Annotated in this window: 15 protein-coding genes and 5 pseudogenes; 2 read left to right on the forward strand and 18 right to left on the reverse strand. The window is 40.1% G+C overall.

Going from position 1 to position 20164, the window contains the following annotated elements:
• Positions 1–78: 78 nt before the first annotated feature.
• The 14 genes and pseudogenes from deoC to gpr form a co-directional block, all read right to left on the reverse strand.
• Positions 79–756: a deoxyribose-phosphate aldolase gene (deoC, locus tag NDM98_RS22220; protein ID WP_251611650.1), complete on the reverse strand. Its 678-nt coding sequence runs from the start codon at positions 754–756 to the stop codon at positions 79–81.
• 18 nt (positions 757–774) lie between these two features.
• On the reverse strand, positions 775–2121 hold the full coding sequence (gene mtaB, locus NDM98_RS22225; RefSeq protein WP_251611651.1) for a tRNA (N(6)-L-threonylcarbamoyladenosine(37)-C(2))-methylthiotransferase MtaB: 1347 nt from the start codon (positions 2119–2121) through the stop codon (positions 775–777).
• A gap of 5 nt (positions 2122–2126) precedes the next feature.
• Positions 2127–2880 (reverse strand): annotated as a pseudogene (locus NDM98_RS22230) (16S rRNA (uracil(1498)-N(3))-methyltransferase).
• The gene (prmA, locus tag NDM98_RS22235; RefSeq protein ID WP_251611652.1) at positions 2880–3830 is read right to left on the reverse strand and encodes a 50S ribosomal protein L11 methyltransferase; all 951 of its coding nucleotides are present in this window, start codon (positions 3828–3830) and stop codon (positions 2880–2882) included. Before prmA ends, NDM98_RS22230 begins: the two are co-directional and overlap by 1 nt.
• Before the next feature lie 36 nt (positions 3831–3866).
• Positions 3867–4984 (reverse strand): annotated as a pseudogene (dnaJ, locus tag NDM98_RS22240) (molecular chaperone DnaJ).
• A gap of 157 nt (positions 4985–5141) precedes the next feature.
• Positions 5142–6990: pseudogene (gene dnaK / locus NDM98_RS22245) on the reverse strand (molecular chaperone DnaK).
• A gap of 36 nt (positions 6991–7026) precedes the next feature.
• Entirely contained in the window at positions 7027–7593 is a 567-nt protein-coding gene (gene grpE / locus NDM98_RS22250) for a nucleotide exchange factor GrpE (protein WP_251611653.1), read from the reverse strand.
• An 89-nt stretch (positions 7594–7682) separates the two neighbouring features.
• The gene (gene hrcA, locus NDM98_RS22255) at positions 7683–8708 is read right to left on the reverse strand and encodes a heat-inducible transcriptional repressor HrcA (protein WP_251611654.1); all 1026 of its coding nucleotides are present in this window, start codon (positions 8706–8708) and stop codon (positions 7683–7685) included.
• Between the two features lie 105 nt (positions 8709–8813).
• Positions 8814–9980 carry a radical SAM family heme chaperone HemW gene (hemW, locus tag NDM98_RS22260; RefSeq protein ID WP_251611655.1) on the reverse strand — a complete coding sequence of 389 codons (1167 nt, stop codon included), beginning with the start codon at positions 9978–9980 and terminating at the stop codon, positions 8814–8816.
• Between the two features lie 65 nt (positions 9981–10045).
• Positions 10046–11866: a translation elongation factor 4 gene (gene lepA, locus NDM98_RS22265; RefSeq protein ID WP_251611656.1), complete on the reverse strand. Its 1821-nt coding sequence runs from the start codon at positions 11864–11866 to the stop codon at positions 10046–10048.
• A gap of 107 nt (positions 11867–11973) precedes the next feature.
• Complete coding sequence (locus NDM98_RS22270) at positions 11974–12324, reverse strand: hypothetical protein (protein ID WP_251611657.1); 351 nt, start codon at positions 12322–12324, stop codon at positions 11974–11976.
• Positions 12324–13210: pseudogene (spoIIP, locus tag NDM98_RS22280) on the reverse strand (stage II sporulation protein P). Before spoIIP ends, NDM98_RS22270 begins: the two are co-directional and overlap by 1 nt.
• Entirely contained in the window at positions 13149–13508 is a 360-nt protein-coding gene (locus NDM98_RS22285) for a hypothetical protein (protein ID WP_251611660.1), read from the reverse strand. The pseudogene spoIIP and the gene NDM98_RS22285 overlap by 62 nt, the downstream one beginning before the upstream one ends.
• Positions 13509–13617: 109 nt before the next feature.
• A pseudogene (gene gpr / locus NDM98_RS22290) lies at positions 13618–14722 on the reverse strand (GPR endopeptidase).
• 239 nt (positions 14723–14961) lie between these two features.
• On the opposite strand from gpr, the gene rpsT reads away from it, so the two are divergent.
• Positions 14962–15228 (forward strand): 30S ribosomal protein S20, encoded by a 267-nt coding sequence (gene rpsT, locus NDM98_RS22295; protein WP_251611661.1) that lies wholly within the window; start codon positions 14962–14964, stop codon positions 15226–15228.
• A 581-nt stretch (positions 15229–15809) separates the two neighbouring features.
• Here rpsT and holA read toward each other — a convergent pair.
• Positions 15810–16850: a DNA polymerase III subunit delta gene (holA, locus tag NDM98_RS22300; protein ID WP_251611662.1), complete on the reverse strand. Its 1041-nt coding sequence runs from the start codon at positions 16848–16850 to the stop codon at positions 15810–15812.
• Positions 16851–17174: 324 nt separating this feature from the next.
• Between holA and NDM98_RS22305 the strand changes: the two genes are divergently transcribed.
• On the forward strand, positions 17175–17312 hold the full coding sequence (locus NDM98_RS22305; RefSeq protein WP_251611674.1) for a YqzM family protein: 138 nt from the start codon (positions 17175–17177) through the stop codon (positions 17310–17312).
• Positions 17313–17344: 32 nt separating this feature from the next.
• On the opposite strand, the gene NDM98_RS22310 is transcribed toward NDM98_RS22305, so the two are convergent.
• From NDM98_RS22310 to NDM98_RS22320, 3 genes are all read right to left on the reverse strand, one after another.
• On the reverse strand, positions 17345–17644 hold the full coding sequence (locus tag NDM98_RS22310) for a ComEC/Rec2 family competence protein (protein WP_251611663.1): 300 nt from the start codon (positions 17642–17644) through the stop codon (positions 17345–17347).
• Positions 17641–19686 (reverse strand): DNA internalization-related competence protein ComEC/Rec2, encoded by a 2046-nt coding sequence (locus NDM98_RS22315; protein ID WP_308807799.1) that lies wholly within the window; start codon positions 19684–19686, stop codon positions 17641–17643. Before NDM98_RS22315 ends, NDM98_RS22310 begins: the two co-directional genes overlap by 4 nt.
• A 15-nt stretch (positions 19687–19701) precedes the next feature.
• Positions 19702–20164, reverse strand: a 463-nt coding sequence (locus tag NDM98_RS22320) for a deaminase (protein WP_251611664.1), incomplete at its 5' end; no start/stop codon positions are given.

Raw genomic sequence — 20164 nt, forward strand, 5'->3', positions numbered from 1 at the left:
CTCCTATAAGTCATAAAAAAGGAGTAGCTGACAAGATAAAATGTCTGCTACTCCTTTACATATGTTTGTCCGTCTTACTTAATAACTGCTCCCGCCTTGCTGACCGTTCATTATGGCCACACCAGAGCTTGCACCTATTCGATTAGCACCAGCTTGAATCATTTGTTCTGCATCTTCTAGGCTTCTTACGCCACCAGAGGCTTTTACACCAATGTTAGGTCCGACTGTTTCGCGCATTAATTGAATATCTGCTACAGTCGCTCCACCAGTTGAAAAACCAGTCGATGTTTTAACAAAGTCAGCTCCTGCTTTAACGGAGATTTCACAAGCCACTTTTTTCTCTTCATCCGTCAGTAAGCATGATTCAATAATCACCTTAACCAACGCGTGACCTTCTGCAGCTTGAACAACAGCATGTATATCTTCTTCTAGTGCCTGTTGATTGCCTGCTTTTAAGGCAGCGATATTAATAACCATATCAACTTCTTTTGCTCCGTCTTTAATCGCCTGAGTGGTTTCAAAGGCTTTTGTTGCTGTTGACGATGCGCCCAAAGGAAAGCCAATCACCGTGCAAACTTTTACTTCTTCAGACTCTTTTAAAAGCTCAGAAGCGAGCGGTACCCATGTTGGGTTCACACATACAGATGCAAACGTATGAGTTAAAGCTTCTTCGCAAAGTGTACGAATTTGTTCCTCCGTTGTATCAGGTTTTAGTGCTGTATGATCAATCATGTTTGCTAAGTTTAGCTGTGCCATAAAATGACCCCTTTACAATTAATAGTTTGCTGCAGTTTGTTTTACTTGATCATCTTGAAGTACACGAACAAAATCCGCTTTATTAACTGGATAGCCCGGCTCTGTTAGCTTCACCTTCACTATTTGACCAATATATGCTTCATCTAATTGCACACGCACTCGTAGATAGTTATCTGTATACCCAACAAGCATATCCGAGTGCTCTTGGTCCACTTCCTCTGGAATCATTTCAAGCACTTCATTGTGAAACCTTGAAGCATACTCTTTTGCAAGTTGATCCGACAATTCAATTAATTGATGAACACGCGTATTTTTGATTGCTTCATCCACCTGATCATCCATTCTAGCTGCAGGTGTACCTGTTCGTTTTGAATATGGAAAAACATGAAGCTCACTAAACTTATGTTTGGCAATAAAATCATACGTCTCTTGAAACTCTTCTTCTGTTTCACCAGGAAAGCCAACAATAACATCAGATGTTACAGCAAGACCAGGCAACGCTTCTTTTAAACGCTCTAAGCGCTCAGCAAAAAAGCTCATAGTGTACTTACGTCTCATCCGCTTTAGAACCGTATCGGAACCCGATTGTAACGGTATATGCAGGTGACGAACAACTTTCTGCGAATCATTGATTACTGCAATCACTTCATCAGTCAATTGACTTGCCTCAATCGAAGATATACGAATTCGTTTAAGTCCTTTAACCTGTTCTAAATCACGTAATAAACGTGCTAGGCTATAGTCCTTCAAATCTTCCCCATATCCACCTGTATGAATGCCTGTAAGTACAATTTCTTTGTAACCTGCTTCAACTAATTGATTTGCTTGCTTAATAACATCCTCTGGTTGTCTAGATCTCATTAGACCTCTTGCCCAAGGAATAATACAGAAGGTACAAAAGTTATTACAGCCCTCTTGTATCTTCAAAGAGGCACGGGTACGATCCGTAAAAGCAGGAACATCTAATTCCTCGTAGACACGAGATTTCATGATGTTACCGACACCATTAATCGGTTTACGTTCTTTTTTAAACTCTTCGATATAGCCAATCATTTTAGTTCGGTCTTGAGTCCCAACAACAATATCCACACCAGGGATCGCCATAATTTCAGCTGGTGACGTTTGTGCATAACATCCCGTCACACAGATTACGGCGTCAGGGTTTTTACGAATGGCTCTTCGTATTACTTGTCTGCTTTTTTTGTCACCCGTGTTGGTCACTGTACAGGTATTAATCACATAGACATCCGATGCTTGTTCGAACTCTACTTTTTCATAGCTTTCGCTTTTAAATAATTGCCAGATGGCTTCTGTTTCATAATGATTCACTTTACATCCTAAGGTATGAAACGCAACCGTTGCCATACTCTTCACCTCATTAATTCAAAATGGTACGAAATTGCCGCTAACACGGCTAGCGACGCTGTTTCTGTACGTAGGATTCTTGGTCCAAGACCACATGCTAACGCACCTGCTTGTTCAAACATTACAATCTCTTCTTCACTAAATCCACCTTCAGGCCCAATTAAAATCAACAAAGAATCCCCTGGATCTAACCTTTGTAATTGGTCAACTAAAACAGATCTCTCACCTACTTTAGCTTGCTCTTCAGCGAGCACAAGACACGCTGAATACTCACTAAATCGCTCAATGACTTGTTTAGTAGAAGCACTCGGATAAATAACAGGAATTGATAAGCGGTAAGACTGCTCAGCCGCTTCTTTTGCAATTTTCTCCAGTCGCTCAATCTTTTTTGCGCTCTTTTTCGCATCCCATTTCACAATTGAACGAGCTGCAGAAAAAGGCAAAAATCGAGATGCGCCGAGTTCTGTCCCTTTTTGAATGATCAGATCCAAGCTTATCCCCTTTTGGTAGACCTTGAGCGATAGTAACCGATATTGGAAGCTCTGTCTGAGTAAGTAGCTCCTCAGATATAGAGGCTGTTACCTCAGTTGTTGCAACTGAATCCAACGAGCATACAACGACTCGCTGCTCTTGGTTAATGCAAACAATCGTATGACCAGGTTGCATACGCATCACCTTGCTAATATGCGCTGCATCATCCCCAATTATCGTTACTTGCTTGTCCGTCATCTGTTCATTTGATACAAAATAACGTTGCATTAGGCTAATTCCTCTGGTTTTACTGCGGTAATTGCTACCCAATCATCCATTTCAGTTACTTCTCTTATTTCAAAACCCGCTTCTATCAACGCGTCTTTTACTTCTTGCTTTTTACGCTTGATAATACCTGAGGTGACATATGTACCACCTGCACGCAAGATTTTGTATACATCCGTTGTAAATGATGTAATAATCTCAGCTAAGATATTTGCAACAACAAGATCATATGAATGAGGTTCAACACCTTTTACCAAATCATTTTGCTTTACAGATATAACTGAAGAAGCTTGATTTAGCTCGACGTTACTTCGTGCACTTGTAACGGCCACATCATCAAGATCAAACGCATCTACCTTAGATGCTGAGAGTTTCGCGGCAGCAATCGCAAGCACACCAGAACCCGTGCCTACATCTAAGACACGGTCATCTGGGGTAATTGTTTTTTCTAATGCTTGAATAGACAGAATAGTTGTTGGGTGAGTACCCGTTCCAAACGCCATACCAGGATCCAATTCAATAATCATTTCACCTTCATTCGGCGAGTACTCTTCCCAAGTTGGAATAATGGTTATTTGGTTTGAAATTTTAATGGGATGATAATACTTTTTCCAGGCAGTTGCCCAATCTTCTTCATCCACTTCCGAAACTGTAACCGCATTTTTACCGAGATCAATCTGATGAGCAACAAGTCCATTAATCTCTCCCTTTGTTTCCTCAATCGTTTCATTTAGAAAACTATTTACAGGAAAGTAGGCCTTAACAATAACCCCTTCTTTGGGATAATCATCAGGTGAAAGTTCATAGATCTTCCCATATTCTAAATCCCAATCTTTCACTAAGTCACTTGGATCCTCAATGACGACACCACTTGCACCAGACTGATGAAGAATATGACAAACCGGTTCTACAGCTGATTGTGTTGTATGAATACTGAACTCTGCCCATTTCAAGCTTAAATCACTCCCGAATTTCGTTTAATACACTCATTACTCGCCTTTAAAAGCTCGTTTCACTTTCGCAAAAAATGAATCCTGCTCTTCAATCGTATGACTACCGTTTGTTTCAGCAAACTCTCTCATGATGTCTTTTTCTTTTTCACTAAGGTTTTTAGGTGTAACAACACGTACAATCACATGTTGATCTCCTTGCCCACGACCATGGACATTTGGAACACCTTTGCCACGAAGTCTGAAGTTTGTACCTGTTTGTGTTCCTGCAGGTATTTTTAATTTAATTTTTCCATTTAAAGTTGGCACTTCAATTTCATCACCTAAAGCTACCTGTGTAAATGTTAATGGCATTTCGCAATGAATGTCTTCACCATCTCGCTCAAAGAACTCATGTGATTTCACGTTGAAGACAACATATAGATCGCCTGCCGGTCCGCCGTTTGCTCCTGCTTCCCCTTGACCAGACACACGCATTTGTTGACCATGATCGATACAGCTGGAACTTTCACACTGATCTTCTTGCGTTTGCGTACTTTCCCTTTACCGGCACATGTTGAACATTTGTCCTTTATCATCTTACCTGTACCTTCACAGTGATTACACACTCTGCGGTTTACAACTCGACCAAATGGAGTGTTTTGTTCAACATTTAATTGACCAGATCCTCCACAGTGTGAACATGTCTCAGGTTTTGTTCCAGGCTTAGCACCGGAACCAGAACATGTATTACAATTTTCTTCACGAGGAATTTCAATTTCAGTGTCTTTACCAAACACTGCCTCTTTAAATTCTAATGTCATTGTATATTGTAAGTCCGCTCCTTGACGTGGACCATTCGGGTTACGTCGGCCACCACCGCCACCAAAGAACATATCAAAAATATCATTAAATCCACCAAAATCTCCACCTGCTCCACCGCCGCCAAAGCCTTGGTTAGGATCAGTATGTCCAAATTGATCATATTGAGATTTCTTCTGTGGGTCACTTAATATATCATACGCTTCTTTTACTTCTTTAAATTTCGCTTCAGCATCGTCAGCTTTGTTCACGTCTGGGTGATACGTACGTGCTAGCTTTCTATAGGCTTTTTTAACCTCATCAACAGATGCGTTTTGGTCTACCCCGAGTACCTCATAGTAATCTCGTTTACTCACGTCATCCACTCCCGCTTCTTAAAATACGCTAAATACTCATAACGTTCATCATATCATCTCTATGCTAAAAGGCGCAAGATGCGCTTCACTCATAGAAAAAGCCAAAGCCATACATGCTGACTTTGACTTTTTCAATAAGAGTCTTCATTTCTAAATCTTAGTTGTCTTTTTTGTCTTGATCTTCATCAGTAACATCTTCGTACTCAGCATCAACAACAGTATTATCTTCAGACTGAGCTTGTTCTGCTCCGCCCTCTTGCTGGCTTTGAGCTGCTTGAGCAGCCTGCTCATACATTTTAGTCGTTAAAGCCATCACGATTTCTTGAAGCTCATCCTTAGCTGTACGGATTTCTTCAATGTTATCTGCTTCGATTGCTGCCTTTAACTTCTCTTTAGCCGCTTCAGCTTTGTCTTTTTCTTCTTGCTCAACATTATCACCTAAGTCTTTAAGTGTTTTATCCGTTGAGAATACAAGTTGATCTGCTTCGTTACGAAGTTCTACTTCTTCACGACGCTTTTTATCTTCTTCAGCGTTTGCTTCAGCGTCTTTTACCATTTGTTCAACTTCTTCATCAGAAAGACCTGAAGATGATGTAATTGTAATTGACTGCTCTTTGTTTGTTCCAAGATCCTTCGCTTTAACATTCACAATTCCGTTAGCATCAAGATCAAATGTTACTTCGATTTGTGGAACACCACGTTGTGCTGGTGGAATATCAGCTAATTGGAAACGTCCCAATGTCTTATTGTGAGCAGCCATTTCACGCTCACCTTGAAGTACATGAATATCAACAGATGGTTGGTTATCAGCAGCTGTAGAGAATACTTGTGATTTAGATGTAGGAATGGTTGTGTTACGATCAATTAGCTTTGTGAACACTCCGCCCATTGTTTCAATTCCAAGAGATAGTGGTGTTACGTCAAGAAGTACAACGTCTTTAACATCTCCAGTTAATACACCTGCTTGAATTGCAGCACCAAGAGCTACTACTTCATCTGGGTTAACACCTTTGTGAGGGTCTTTTCCAGTAAGCTTTTTGATCTCTTCTTGTACAGCCGGGATACGAGTAGACCCACCAACTAGTACAACTTTATCGATCTCACCAGCAGAAAGACCAAGCATCCTGCATAGCACGGCGAGTTGGTGCAAGCGTACGCTCAACAAGATCAGCAGAAAGCTCTTCAAACTTCGCACGGCTCAGGCTGATTTCTAAGTGTTTTGGTCCAGTAGAATCAGCTGTGATAAATGGAAGTGAGATTTGTGATTGAGTCACACCAGACAAGTCTTTTTTCGCTTTTTCAGCAGCATCTTTAAGACGTTGCATAGCCATCTTATCTTGAGAAAGGTCAATACCATTATCTTTTTTAAACTGCTCAACTAGATAGTTAATGATCACTTCATCAAAGTCATCTCCACCTAGCTTGTTGTCTCCAGATGTTGCTTTAACTTCAAAGAATCCTTCTCCAAGTTCAAGAATCGAAACGTCAAATGTACCACCACCAAGGTCATAAACAAGGATCGTTTGATCTTCTTCTTTTTCAAGACCATATGCAAGTGCAGCCGCTGTTGGCTCGTTCACAATACGATCAACTTGAAGTCCAGCAATTTTTTCAGCATCCTTTGTTGCTTGACGCTGAGAATCATTAAAATAAGCCGGAACGGTAATAACTGCATTTGTTACAGTTTCACCAAGATATGCTTCAGCATCTGATTTAAGCTTCTGAAGAATAATTGCAGAAAGCTCTTGTGGCGTAAACTCATTTCCTTCAATTGTTTCTTTGTAGTCTGTTCCCATATGACGCTTGATAGAGATAACAGTGTTTGGATTTGTTACAGCTTGACGCTTGGCAACTTCCCCAACTAATCTCTCACCGTCTTTAAATGCGATAACAGATGGAGTTGTACGGTTACCTTCTGGGTTAGGGATAACAGTTGCTTCCCCACCTTCCATTACTGCCACACATGAATTGGTTGTTCCTAAGTCAATTCCGATAATCTTACTCATGACGGATCTTCCTCCTAATAAAAATTGTATTTAGTCTTATGCGTTTACTTTCACCATAGAAGGACGTAATACACGGTCCTTTAGCTTATATCCTTTTTGTAATTCTTCTACGATTTGATTAGATTCAAATCCTTCCTCTTCAACCTGCATAACAGCTTGATGTAAATGAGGATCAAAGGTTTCGCCAACTGTTTCAATAACAGTGACACCTTCTTTTTTTAATGCTTCTTGAAGCTGGTTGTACACCATGTTTAATCCTTGAGCTAGTGATGTAGCTTCCTCTCCTTCTGGATTCACAGAAAGGGCACGCTCAAAGTTATCAAGTGCCGGAAGTAATTCTTCTACAAAACCTTGTGCTCTGTATTTAGCCGCTGATTCTTTTTCTTCACGAGAACGTCTGCGGAAATTATCATAGTCTGCTTGAACACGTAATAAGCGGTTGTTCAGCTCAGCAACTTCAGCCTGATGAGCAGCTTCAACAGATACTTCATCTGCTTCTTCTTGCTCTTCAATAACCTGACCTTCCATCACATCAGCCATTTCCTGCTCTTGTTCTTGCTCTTTTTGTTCAGCTTTTTCTTGTTGTTCATTCTCTTTACTCATTGTTACATTCACCTCCATAAAACCTTAACTATGTATTGATGACTAGGACGGACAAAGGTACGCCCTAGTCACTATTACCAATTAGAGTGTTATTGATACAACTTCGTCAATAACCTTGTTAAATCCTTTGATAGATAGTCAACAACTTTAATTGCCCGATGATACTCCATACGGGTCGGGCCAATAATACCAATTGTCCCAACATGCTGATTACCGATTGAATAATCTGCGGTAATCATACTGCAGTCATCAAACGCTTCAAGGTTGTTCTCATGACCAATTTTTACTTGCAAACCCGTTTCCTGTGTTCGCAAAAGCTGATGCATGCTTTGATCTTCTTCTAACACATTAAATAGTAAGCGCACCTTATCCAAATCCCTAAACTCAGGTTGATTTAAGATGTTGGTTTTACCGCTATAAAACACTTTGTGCGGACGCTCAATCGCAAAAGATAGCTGCAAACTTTCTAACAAGGAATCGTACGCTGTTACATGCTCTCGCATCACATGAGCCATCTCAGTTTGAATGGCAGACTGGAGCTGATAAAGCGGAATGCCCATTAATCGCTTGTTCATGATGTTCACGACACGTTCCAAATCAGCTGGCCCAACACTTTCTGATAAATGAAGCATCTGATTCTCTACATGTCCTGTAGTGCTTACTAGGATCAAAATAGCTTTTTCAGACGACAGTGGAACAATCTGCACACTTCTCAATCTAGCATCTTCCATTTCTGGCCCAAGAACAATTGAAATGTAACTGGTCATCTCTGAAAGAATTCTTGCTGACTGTCTAAACATTTCTTCAAGCTCTTGCGCTTGAGATGAAAAGACCGTGTGAATACTTTCCTTTTCCTTCACTGTCAAACGATGTGGCATCAACAAATGATCTACATAAAATCGATAACCTTTTTGTGACGGAATTCGACCAGCAGAACTATGTGGCTTCTCTAAGAAACCGAGCTCTTCAAGATCGGACATGTCATTTCGAATTGTTGCAGGACTAAAAGAAATGTCATGGCGCTTTGAGATGCTGCGTGAACCAACTGGCTCTGCAGAACGAATATATTCATCAACTATCGCACTCAAAATGGACAACTGTCTCTCTGTCAGCATCCCGAATCACCCCTGTTAGCACTCTCTAATTACGAGTGCTAATTCTATTGATAAGTTATCAAATAGGTCAGAGTTTGTCAATATGAATGCATCTAGAAAAAGAACTTAATTATTCCCTACTTCAACTTCATCCAAAACGGCTAAAAATGATTCAAATACTTCATTGCCAAGTAGAAGTCCCTCACTCGTTAATCGAAGTGATCCGTGGTGGTATTCAAGCAGTCCATTTTTGAGGTGTTCATCAAGCTGCTTTTGATACACTTCCTCAAAACGAACCCCATATTGAGTGTGGAAGGTGTCTGGATCTAATCCTTCCCGTTTACGTAATCCAAGAAACATGGCTTCCTCTAACTGCTCAACTTTCGTAACCTGATGAGTGTTCAACCTAGGAGGCTTACCCGATTCTACAGCGGCAATATATTGATTAACAGGTCCGATATTCTGATAACGTACTCCGTTTATATAACCGGAAGCTCCTGCTCCAAAACCAAAATATGAAGCATTGTCCCAATAAACAATATTATGTTTGCTCTCAAGTCCGTCTTTAGCAAAATTACTGATCTCATATTGTGTATATCCAGCCTCACTACTCATGGCTCTGAGATCTTGATACATTTGGACCTCATGCTCCTCTGGAGGAAGCTGCAATGTCCCTTTACGTTGTCGGTTAAAGAAGACCGTTTTCTCTTCAATTTTTAGCGAGTAGGCAGAAATATGTTCAACATCTAATTCAAATGCCTGCTTTAATGTATCGCGAAATGACTCCGGTGTTTGTTTAGGTAGACCAAACATAAGATCAATGGAGAGATTTCGAAAGCCTACTTTACGGGCGGTTTTTACGGCTTCAATGACACTATCGGCACGATGGGTGCGTCCAATCATTTCTAATAACTGAGTATCAAATGTCTGTACACCAATACTCAACCGGTTTACACCTGCATCAATTAGCGCTTGAAGCTTGTCCTCCTCCGCACTATCAGGGTTTACCTCTACCGTCCATTCCTTGACGTGATCAAGCGAAAAGATTTCTTTCATTCCTTTAAGTAAATAAGAAAGCTGATCTGCCGTTAATGCCGTTGGTGTTCCTCCACCAATGTAGATCGTTTGAATATCTTTTGATGGATATTCAGCTTGATCTTTTTTCATTTCTAAAAGCAGTGCATCCAAATAGCTCTGGACGGGCTGGTTCTTCAAAAATACTTTATTAAAATCACAGTAATGACAAATATGTTCGCAAAAAGGAATGTGGACATATATTGCTTGATGATTCATAAAGCCCTACCTCCTTATCCCTTTTAACATGGTAAAAAGCCGGCAGAAGCCAAGCCTTTTCCCGTTTATTCATCCATACGCAAGACTGCCATAAAGGCCTCTTGAGGCACTTCTACATTCCCGACAGATTTCATTCGTTTTTTACCTTCTTTTTGTTTCTCTAAAAGCTTACGTTTACGTGAAATATCTCCACCATAACATTTTGCCAAAACGTTTTTACGCATCGCTTTGATTGTAGAACGAGCGATAATCTTTTGCCCAATACTAGCTTGGATCGGCACTTCAAACTGTTGTCTTGGTATTAATTCTTTTAATTTTTCAACGATGATTTTCCCACGTTCATAGGCTGAATCACGATGCACAATAACAGATAAGGCATCTACCGTTTCACCATTTAACAGAATATCCATCTTCACAAGCTTAGACGCTTTGTAACCAATTAATTCATAATCAAATGAGGCATATCCTTTTGTATTTGATTTTAATTGGTCAAAGAAATCATACACAATTTCAGATAGTGGAATCTCGTAGACAATTTGAACACGGTTTGCATCTAGGTACTGCATATCAATAAAGTTTCCACGTTTCTTTTGACACAGCTCCATCACAGAACCAACGTAATCATTAGGAACCATAACACTAGCACGAACGTATGGCTCTTCTACCTGATCAACTTTCTGAGCATCAGGCATGTTGGATGGATTATCAATCTGCAGGGAATCACCATTCGTTAAAGAAACGGTATAAATAACACTTGGCGCCGTTGTAATTAATGTAATGCCAAATTCACGCTCAATGCGTTCCTGAATAATTTCCATGTGCAGAAGTCCTAAGAACCCACAACGGAAACCAAAACCAAGCGCTTGAGATGTTTCTGGCTCGTATTGAAGGGACGCATCATTAAGCTCAAGACGCTCTAACGCTTCACGTAAATCATTGTATTCATTTGTATCAACAGGATACAACCCGCAATATACCATCGGGTTCATTTTACGATAACCAGGTAATGGCTCTCCTGTAGGGTTATCCGCGCTTGTAATCGTATCCCCTACTCGAGTGTCACCAACATTTTTGATGGCAGCTGTCAAAAAGCCCACGTCACCAACAGTTAGTTCATCCTGTTTAGTTGCTTTAGGTGTGAACACCCCAATTTCACTTACTTCAAATTCTTTCCCCGTTGCCATCATAAGGATACGATCGCCTGGTTTGATTGTTCCTTCAACAACTCGAATATACGCAATAACTCCCCGATAGGCATCATACAACGAATCAAAGATCAGCGCTTTAAATGGGGCATTAGGATCGCCAGTTGGTGCAGGAACTTTTTCGACTACCTGTTCTAGAATTTCTTCAATACCGATTCCGTTTTTTGCAGAAGCATGTACAGCCTCAGACGTATCAAGGCCAATGACATCTTCTACCTCTTGTTTCACGCGGTCCGGCTCAGCACTTGGTAAATCAATTTTATTAATAACAGGTAGAATCTCAAGATCATTATCCAACGCAAGATACACATTGGCTAAAGTTTGCGCTTCAATACCCTGAGCCGCATCAACAATAAGAAGGGCTCCCTCACAGGCTGCAAGGCTCCGAGATACTTCGTATGTAAAATCGACGTGTCCCGGCGTATCAATTAAATGAAAGATATACTCTACTCCATCTTTGGCCTTATATTTCAATTGAACAGCATTTAACTTAATAGTAATCCCACGTTCCCGTTCCAAATCCATCGCATCAAGTGTCTGCTCTTTCATCTCACGGTGAGTTAGAGCTCCAGTTAATTCTAAGATTCGATCGGCAAGCGTAGACTTCCCGTGGTCAATATGGGCAATAATCGAGAAGTTGCGTATTCTCGATCGCCTTTCGATCCGTTGTTCATTGTTCATTCTACAATCACTCCTACAGCTTACGTACAAATACACTATCCTCTATTATAGCAAGCTGCCGGTAGACGTTCAATACAGAGAAGTGAAATGTTTTTGCACAATATGGTTTAAAGTTGGGTTTCTGATTCTTTCTCTCTCCCATTTAGCCCTTCAATTGCATTCACCAGAGCTGAAAGAACATTCCTGGTTAGTTCTTCTAAACCTGATGCACTGGCAATCGCGGCCTCCGAGAAAAAGTTTTCATGCCGCCCGTTTTCGCTCGTATGTTGCTTTTCAGTAAGCTCCAATACATTTGGTTGTAGCTGTGTAATTGATTCTTTTTTCACGAACTCTTCCTTCGATAAGGGTGCAGGAGCAGAGATTCCAAGCTGTTCATTCATATATTGAATGCCTCCCATTGCCCCAAGTAACAAAGCAATGATAAGTAGTCCAGTTTGTATATACCATCTCATTTTCATCACGAACCCTCTCCCTCTTGTAAACTCCAATAATAGTCAGAAATCACATCAGCCAACGCTTCTGCCGCACGATATGTTTCCTCGATTGTATTTTCAACTCCTCCAACCTCAACTAACATCATTTCAGGAGATAAATCCTGATTAAATACTCCGTTAGTTCTTGGTCCTTCGGCAATCTTTACTCCACGACTTAACCCTGGATACTTTTTCTCAAGTAATTCATGCATATCCTCGGCCATCTTTGCATTCATGTCGGAGTTTGGATTTTTCCCCCAACTACAAACCACAATCTTGCATACTCTACACCATTAATCGTAGCGGCTGTGTTATCTCTCCCTGCAGAGTCACGATGTAAGTCAAAAAACAATTCAAATTCTTCCGGGCCTGCTACCGCTTCTTCTAAAAAGATTCGTGCGGCCTCATACGAACGATTATAATTCCATCCTTTTTGATGCAGGCTTTCTTGTACACTGCGTTCTTCTTTCACTGTACCTATTCCACGTTTTTCGAGTTCTTGTTTTAGCTTTTCACTTGTCTGAGTAATGTTCACTTTACTATTAAACGCTTCTTTTGAGGTTAATTCCGGCAAAAAGGATTCTGTGTCATGTGTGTTAATTAAGTAAACGACATTTTTATCTCCTGTGTTTTGCTCGGATTCTGCTTGCTTTCGCTTGGCTTCCTCTGCTTCTTTTTCAAGCTGAATCACTTTTTCGAGACTTTCTTCTTTCGCATCGCGCTCAGCAAGCTGCACATCAATAGGAGGACTAGATTCATGAGATAACGTTGTATAATCCGTCCCCTCACCTGCAATATAAATTTTCGAATCAAAGAATGTGAATCCAGGAAGTTCTCTTCCTAAAAAGCTTCGCGGATCTTCTGGATTCAAACTTGTAATCAGCTGAAAAGCAAAAGGAGCCAGCTTGGATGTTTTTCCGTCCTTCAGGCAGTGGTTCTGTAAAATGGCTATTCTCCATGCCCATAACTTGCAAAAGGTGCTCTCCAGCTAAACCAACTGACCATGCATGGATATTTTCTGAGGATAGTCCTCGTCCTTGGCCAAAAGATGTTAAGACACTTATAAGAATAAACAGACTGATTACACCAACCACGGATGTAATGATGATCTGTTTGATGCTTGTCCGGTTCACTTTTATTGTCATGCCTCGAAATCCTGCTGGTTTCATTTGACCACTCCTACATCCAATACCAACCTACTGCCATCCTATTCAAGATGAGGACAGGCTAGAACACAAAAAAACTGCCCCTAAGTCACAAAAGGAACAGTTTTTTTCATCAGCGTGTATAAGCACCAGTATTCATTTGATCAACTTGATTGTGAAGAGCCGCATTTAGACCACCAAGCCAAAACATGAGCCATATCCTCAATAAATACATCAATCTCTTTTGGAGTAACCATTAAATTATGTCCAATTGGCGAAAGTACTTCTGAAATTAACTGACGTTTTTCTTGATCGGGTAAATTCCCTACAATACCAAGTACTGTCTCTCGTTTTTTCTCATCAGGCATATCCTCGTCTGTTAACGTTCTTTTTTCACCAAAAGTCATGCCGGCTGGTGCAAGCGACCTTGACGGAGCGTTTCCTGTTTTCATCTCTCTTCCGAAGTGTTTTAAAACAAAATCAATCGTATCACTTGTTATCGTCACAGCATCAACTACGGTCGGAATACCTATTGCAATAACCGGAATACCAAGTGTTTCTTTGCTGATTTCTTTGCGTTTGTTTCCAACTCCACTGCCTGGGTGGATTCCGGTATCTGTAATTTGAATGGTTGTATTAACACGTTCCACTGACCTAGATGCCAATGCGTCAATGACAACTAAAAAGTCTGGTTTTACCTTATCAATCACCCCAAACAAAATATCACTCGTTTCAATTCCAGTTAAGCCCATAACACCGGGTGTTAATGCACTCACTGAACGGAATCCATCTTGAACTTCCTCAGGAGCCAATTCAAACAAATGCCTTGTCACTAAAATTTCCTCGACAGCGATTGGGCCTAAAGCGTCTGGAGTGACATTCCAGTTGCCGAGTCCAATAACCAAGCAGCTATCTGTCTCGTTTACACCCGACTCTTTTAAAAATTGATGAAAGGATGAGGCAAATACTTTTTCGAGTTTAGCTTGAAGATCTGTGTCTTTGGCACGAATGCCTTGAGATTCAAATGTTAAATAATTGCCTGGTTTTTTACCAATCTTCGGTGCCGCTTCTTCATCAATGATGACCCTTGTTACTTTTATCCCGTCTATATCATCTGATTTGATATCAATGCCAGTAGCGGGTTTAGCTTCCGGTTGCTTTTCTTGGTATATTTCGTGAGCCTCCACAGCTAAGTCTGTCCGCACCTCAAAAGCTTCCATGTTCAAGTGATTGTCCATCATTTGCCTCCAGTAAACGTTGATTTCTTTATCTTTCCTCTAGGCAAGTTTTTTCATGCATCTACTTAATCCAAATAGAGCTATTGCTTTTATATAGTGATTTTGATAAAATGCTTGTTGTTATACAAGTGATTATAAACAGCATTTCAATAGCTGATAACGGTATGTAAAAGGACGCTCTTCTTTGAACAAACTAGTTACAAATTGAGAATTGGCTGTTTGCTCAGGAGGTGAAACAAATGGCAAATATTAAATCCGCAATCAAACGTGTGAAAACAAATGACAAGCGTCGTGCTCAAAACGTTGCTTATAAGTCAGCTCTACGTACTGCCATCAAAAACTTCGAGAAGAAAGTTGAAGCTGGAGAAACAGAGGGAGCTCAAACTGCATTTGCTGAAGCAACAAAGAAAATTGATAAAGCTTCAAGCAAAGGTCTTATCCATAAAAACAATGCTGCTCGCACAAAGTCTCGTCTAGCTAAACAGCTTAATGGACTTTCAGCTTAACAACACAGAAGAATTACAAAAACCGGACCATTATGTTGTTTAACTCACATAATGGTCCGGTTTTTTGTTTATCAAAAATTAAGTGAGTAGTGTCACCGCTCCGGACATACACTTCACCTTGAGACTGATGTGAGAAAAGGGTAATCAGCAGTCTCGTCGATCCCGCTATGTAGGAGGGTCAGATTTTTTTATGGATTTATAATAAAATGCACACTTCTATAAATTATAAAAGAGCCGAAAATTAATGAATGATTTATAAAAAGTAGAGTACCTAAAACGACGTATAATTTAGCTTTCTTCCCCACGGCACACGCATTGTGCTTGGCGTTGGCGATATTAATACCAATTACCAATGTGTCTTATTGAACTTGATCTAGTCGATCATTCCGAGTATGAATTATCGTAAGTTTCCTTGATGTGTGTGTTGCAATACCATCTTAACAGAGGTTTTTTTGTATAAACATGTCCAGAAAGTCCAAAAGAAATCACACACATGCTCCAAGCGGCATGTTTGCAAATCCCCTCTTGCTCTCAGATATATCTTGAAACCATAAACTTCAGGTCAAGTCATTTTGTTTTTATTAAGCATATTCTCGGGTGGATAGTGCACCTAATTTTATGATAAAAAGTTCTACGGCAAATTCTTTTTCTTGTTTGCCTGTTTTGATGGCATAATCGGTATCTGCGGCAGCCATTATGCTTGATTTTAATTTCTTTTCATCAAAGCTTACAACTTGTTTCGCTGCAAGTTTCACAACATAGGGATGTAATTTAAGCATACCAACCATTTGTTTTTCAGAATACGAACGCTGTTTTAATTCTTTCACATGTAGATAGATACGCAATTGCCTTACAAGCATAGCGAGAATCATTAAGGGTTCTTCTTTTCTTCTAACCATTTCCTTAAAATTTGCTACCGCAGCTGAAATCTCTCCCTTCATTGACCATTCAATCAAGTCAAAGATAGACTGCTCAAGGGTTTTAGCAACCAGTTGATTTACAGCCTCCATCGTCACTTCTCCACCTACTCCAGAATAGAGTTGGCATTTTGTTAATTCTGAGCGTAATTGCAACAAATTAGTTCCCGCTAATTCAACAAGTCGCTTCTTGACAGGATCAGCGACATCAATTCCTAACTGATTCGCCTGCTCTCCGATCCATTTTATGGTCTCGTGTTCAGATAACTCGGCCGCATGAACCACTGTCGTATTTGTTTTTAATTGTTTTGTCACCTTTTTACGCTCGTCTAGCTTCTCATATGGTGCAATGATAATTAGCACTGTTTCAGGAAGAGGTTGCTTGAGGTAAGGTTCTAGGCTTTCTATTTGGTGATCAATGCTTGTATCATTTTTTTGACTCGTTGCCAAATAAAAATCCTGAATAATGACGACTTTCTTTGATGAAAAAAACGGTAAAGTCTCCGCTTCCTCTATGATTAGTTGTAACGGTGTATCCGCTAAACGAAAACGCTGAACATTCATATCTTGCTCGTCTTTACTAAGCGTGTTTGCTAGGACTTCGTTTATCATCTCCTCGATGATAAACGCCTGTGTTCCATGCAAAAAATAGACAGGATCAATTTGTTGTTTTTGAATTTTTTTTATTTGCTTTATGTAATCCATCCTTTAATACCCCGTCCTTTAAATAACGTCTGTACCAAACATCTTACTAAAGAACACAAGAAAGATAAAGAGGAGACAAGCCAATATGGCCGCCTCCATTTATAATAAACGCAAAGAAACAAATCCCGGGAAATTGCTTCTTTACGTAATATACGACCGGTCTCTTTATAAGATATCCTATGCACCTAAGCATTATGGGTGACAACTCTTAACAGCTTAACCAATGCTTTATGTGAACGTACAGTTATGCACAAATCATGAAACAAGCATAGTAAAATAGAGCGCTTTCGCTTATACTAAAAAATGAGAGAGAGGAGGATTATGATGAATAAGTTTGAAGAAGAAGTTCAAAGCAAACGAAATGATGCCATTGACTCTGGTATTGGGTTTGTCGCATCCTTTGGTTTCTTTGCCACCCTCTTTATTATTGCTTCCCTTGTTGATGTCTTCAGTCAATTTTAAGCTGAATAGGGTTCAACACAGTTAACAGGACTTTATTCATTTTGAGGTCCTGTTTCTTTTTGTTCAATTGCACTCTCTACACGGATTTTCTTATCCTTTAGCTTAAACTGAACGGCCCCATTAAGGTCTGTTCGCATGACGACTACTTGTCTCTCTTCAAAGCGATTAAGGATGTCTGGATGGGGATGACCATAGCGATTGTTCCTACCAGCAGATATCAAAACAGCTTTTGGTTTAATATGATCTAGAAACAGCTCAGATGAAGATGTTAGACTGCCATGATGCCCAGCTTTTAATATGTCTACAGACAAATGAGGATAACGCTCCATCAACCTGTGCTCACCCTTCTCCCCAAATCCCCCGTAAACAACCAGTGTATCCCTTCAAGAGAAGCAGCAAGTACAATAGATCGCTCGTTAATATCTTGTTCAAAGTCTGATGCAACTGGCGCAATGATGGTAAGTTCATTATTTCCGTATGACCGTTTCTGCCCCGCTTCAACCATATGAATTGTTGTTCCTGCCTGCAAATATGCCTCTAGTACTTGTTTCTCATTTTTCTTTTCTACTGGTCCCTTTCCATACAAAAGCTCACGAACGGCTACTTTTCCAAGCAAACCTTGGGCACCTCCAATATGATCATGATCTCCGTGAGTCAGAATTAACGTATCAATTGTGGTAATTCCTTTTGCCTTTAAGTAAGGAACCAAAATATCCTTGCCCGTATCAAATTGATTTCTCCGCTTTTGCCAGGGCTCGTCAGAAAAACGAATAACCCCTCCAGTATCAATGACAAGAACGGCCTCGCGTCTTGGCAATTCAATGACAAAACTATCTCCCTGTCCCACGTCAAGCATGGTAACCACGGCTTCTTTTTGAAAGTATGGCAAGAGTTTGATTCCACCAAGCACGATCGCTAAACTTATCATAGCAGGTATCCACCAAATTTTGATTTGAGACTCCCAAAGGAGAAGCACAATCAAGATCACAGCATACAAGCTAACAAGCTGCCATCCTGACAATTTGCCTGGCGTATAAGCACCTACTGGGTACTGATTGATAAAAAGGAGCACGTTGTGAACAGGAGGAACAACCAACTGTAAGAAATAATAAGGCAAATTAAATACACCAGGAAGAATCAAATCAAACAAACTTGATAGAAAAGATGCAGGTAGGACAACGATCGTAACAAAGGGAATATAAATGAGGTTTAATGGTAGGCTGATTAAATTCCATTCAAAGAAATGAAACAAAATAAGAGGAAGGGTAACCAGTTGAGCGATAAATGTTACAGCCATTGTTTTTTGTAAATAAGAAGTGTAGAGAGTTTGAATCGTTTGTGCGGATAAAATTAATGCAAAGGAAACAAGGAAGGAAAGTTGAAACCCCAACTGAAACAATGAATAGGGTTTAAGCAGGAGAAAAATGAGACAGGTCAGAGATATACCTATCATAGGGTGTATTCGTTTCTTTAATCTTAGACATAAAAGCACAACAAAGCTCATAGCTGCTGCCCTGATTACGGGAGGTGCTGCTCCAGCAATGATCGCATAAAAAGGTAGACCGACCATTAACAACTCCATAGAGCGCTCTCTTGTCATCCCAAACCTTATTAAAACGTACATGGCACAAGCTGTTAACATGCCAACATGCAATCCAGATACAGCTAACAAATGAATAACTCCTAGCCTTTGATAGGCTTGAAGAATATCTTGATCTATAAAATACCGATCTCCATAGGTTAAGGCGATAATTAATCCCGCTGTCTCTTCGTGATACCTTTCACGGATTTGAGCCATTCGATCCATACGCCAACGATTAAATTGATCCGTCCATGTTCCATTTGCATCGTTGCAAACCACTTTTTGTGGTTCTATTTGATATACCCAGTGAATCGTTTGATCATAAAGATATGAGGCGTAATTGTATTGAAAGAAATTAGTTGGCTCATTTGGTTTAGATAACTTTCCATAAAATAAACAACGCTCGCCAGGACGTAACTCACTCCACTTTTGTTGTTGATCTTCGTCTTTTAATAAACCGGATGTTTGCAATCGTTCACCATTCTCAAGGTGTACCTGGAACTGGATCGAATCACCATTAATACGCGGAATTCCCGTGACCGATCCCGTTGTTTCCAGATGACCTTCCTGTAAAGTAGTGACATTTATTCTTTCAGCGCTGACTCCCCGTATTGTAAAAATCACAAAAAAGAGAATCGCGAGCAAAAGAGCCTTTTTCCATTGCTCTTTTTGCAGTAAACAATATAACAGTAAAAAGGCTACTAGTAGATAGAGTGCTAAATCATAGCCACGAATAGCACCCCATAGCCCAAGGATGGATGAAACAAGACAAATGGTTAAAAGTCTTATTATAACCCCTGCTCTCTACTATGATTTTGTATAAATCGAACGAGTTTGTTGGAGCATTTCTTGAAGCACTTCTTCTGATACCTCGGCTTTTTCAAGTTCTTTTAATAAGGAGACTGTTAGATTTAACTTATCTTGATAACGTCGATCCAAAACCGCTTCATCCAGCTCTACAGCAATCAATTCAACACCTGCTGCCTTAAAAATTTGCTCAGCATATGGATCATTCTTATATTCCTTAGCATAAAAAACCCGCTGAATGCCTGCTTGTATAATCGATTTGGAGCAATGTACACACGGAAAATGTGTCACGTAAAGCTCTGCCCCTTCAGTAGGTACTCCAAATTTCGAACATTGCAACAATGCATTGATTTCAGCATGAATTGTCCGGATGCAATGATTATCAACAACCATACATCCATCATCTAAGCAATGAGCCTCCCCACTAACAGAGCCATTATAACCCCAAGCAATAATTCGTTTA

Source organism: Alkalicoccobacillus plakortidis (genome assembly GCF_023703085.1).
Classification (GTDB): domain Bacteria; phylum Bacillota; class Bacilli; order Bacillales; family Bacillaceae_D; genus Alkalicoccobacillus; species Alkalicoccobacillus plakortidis.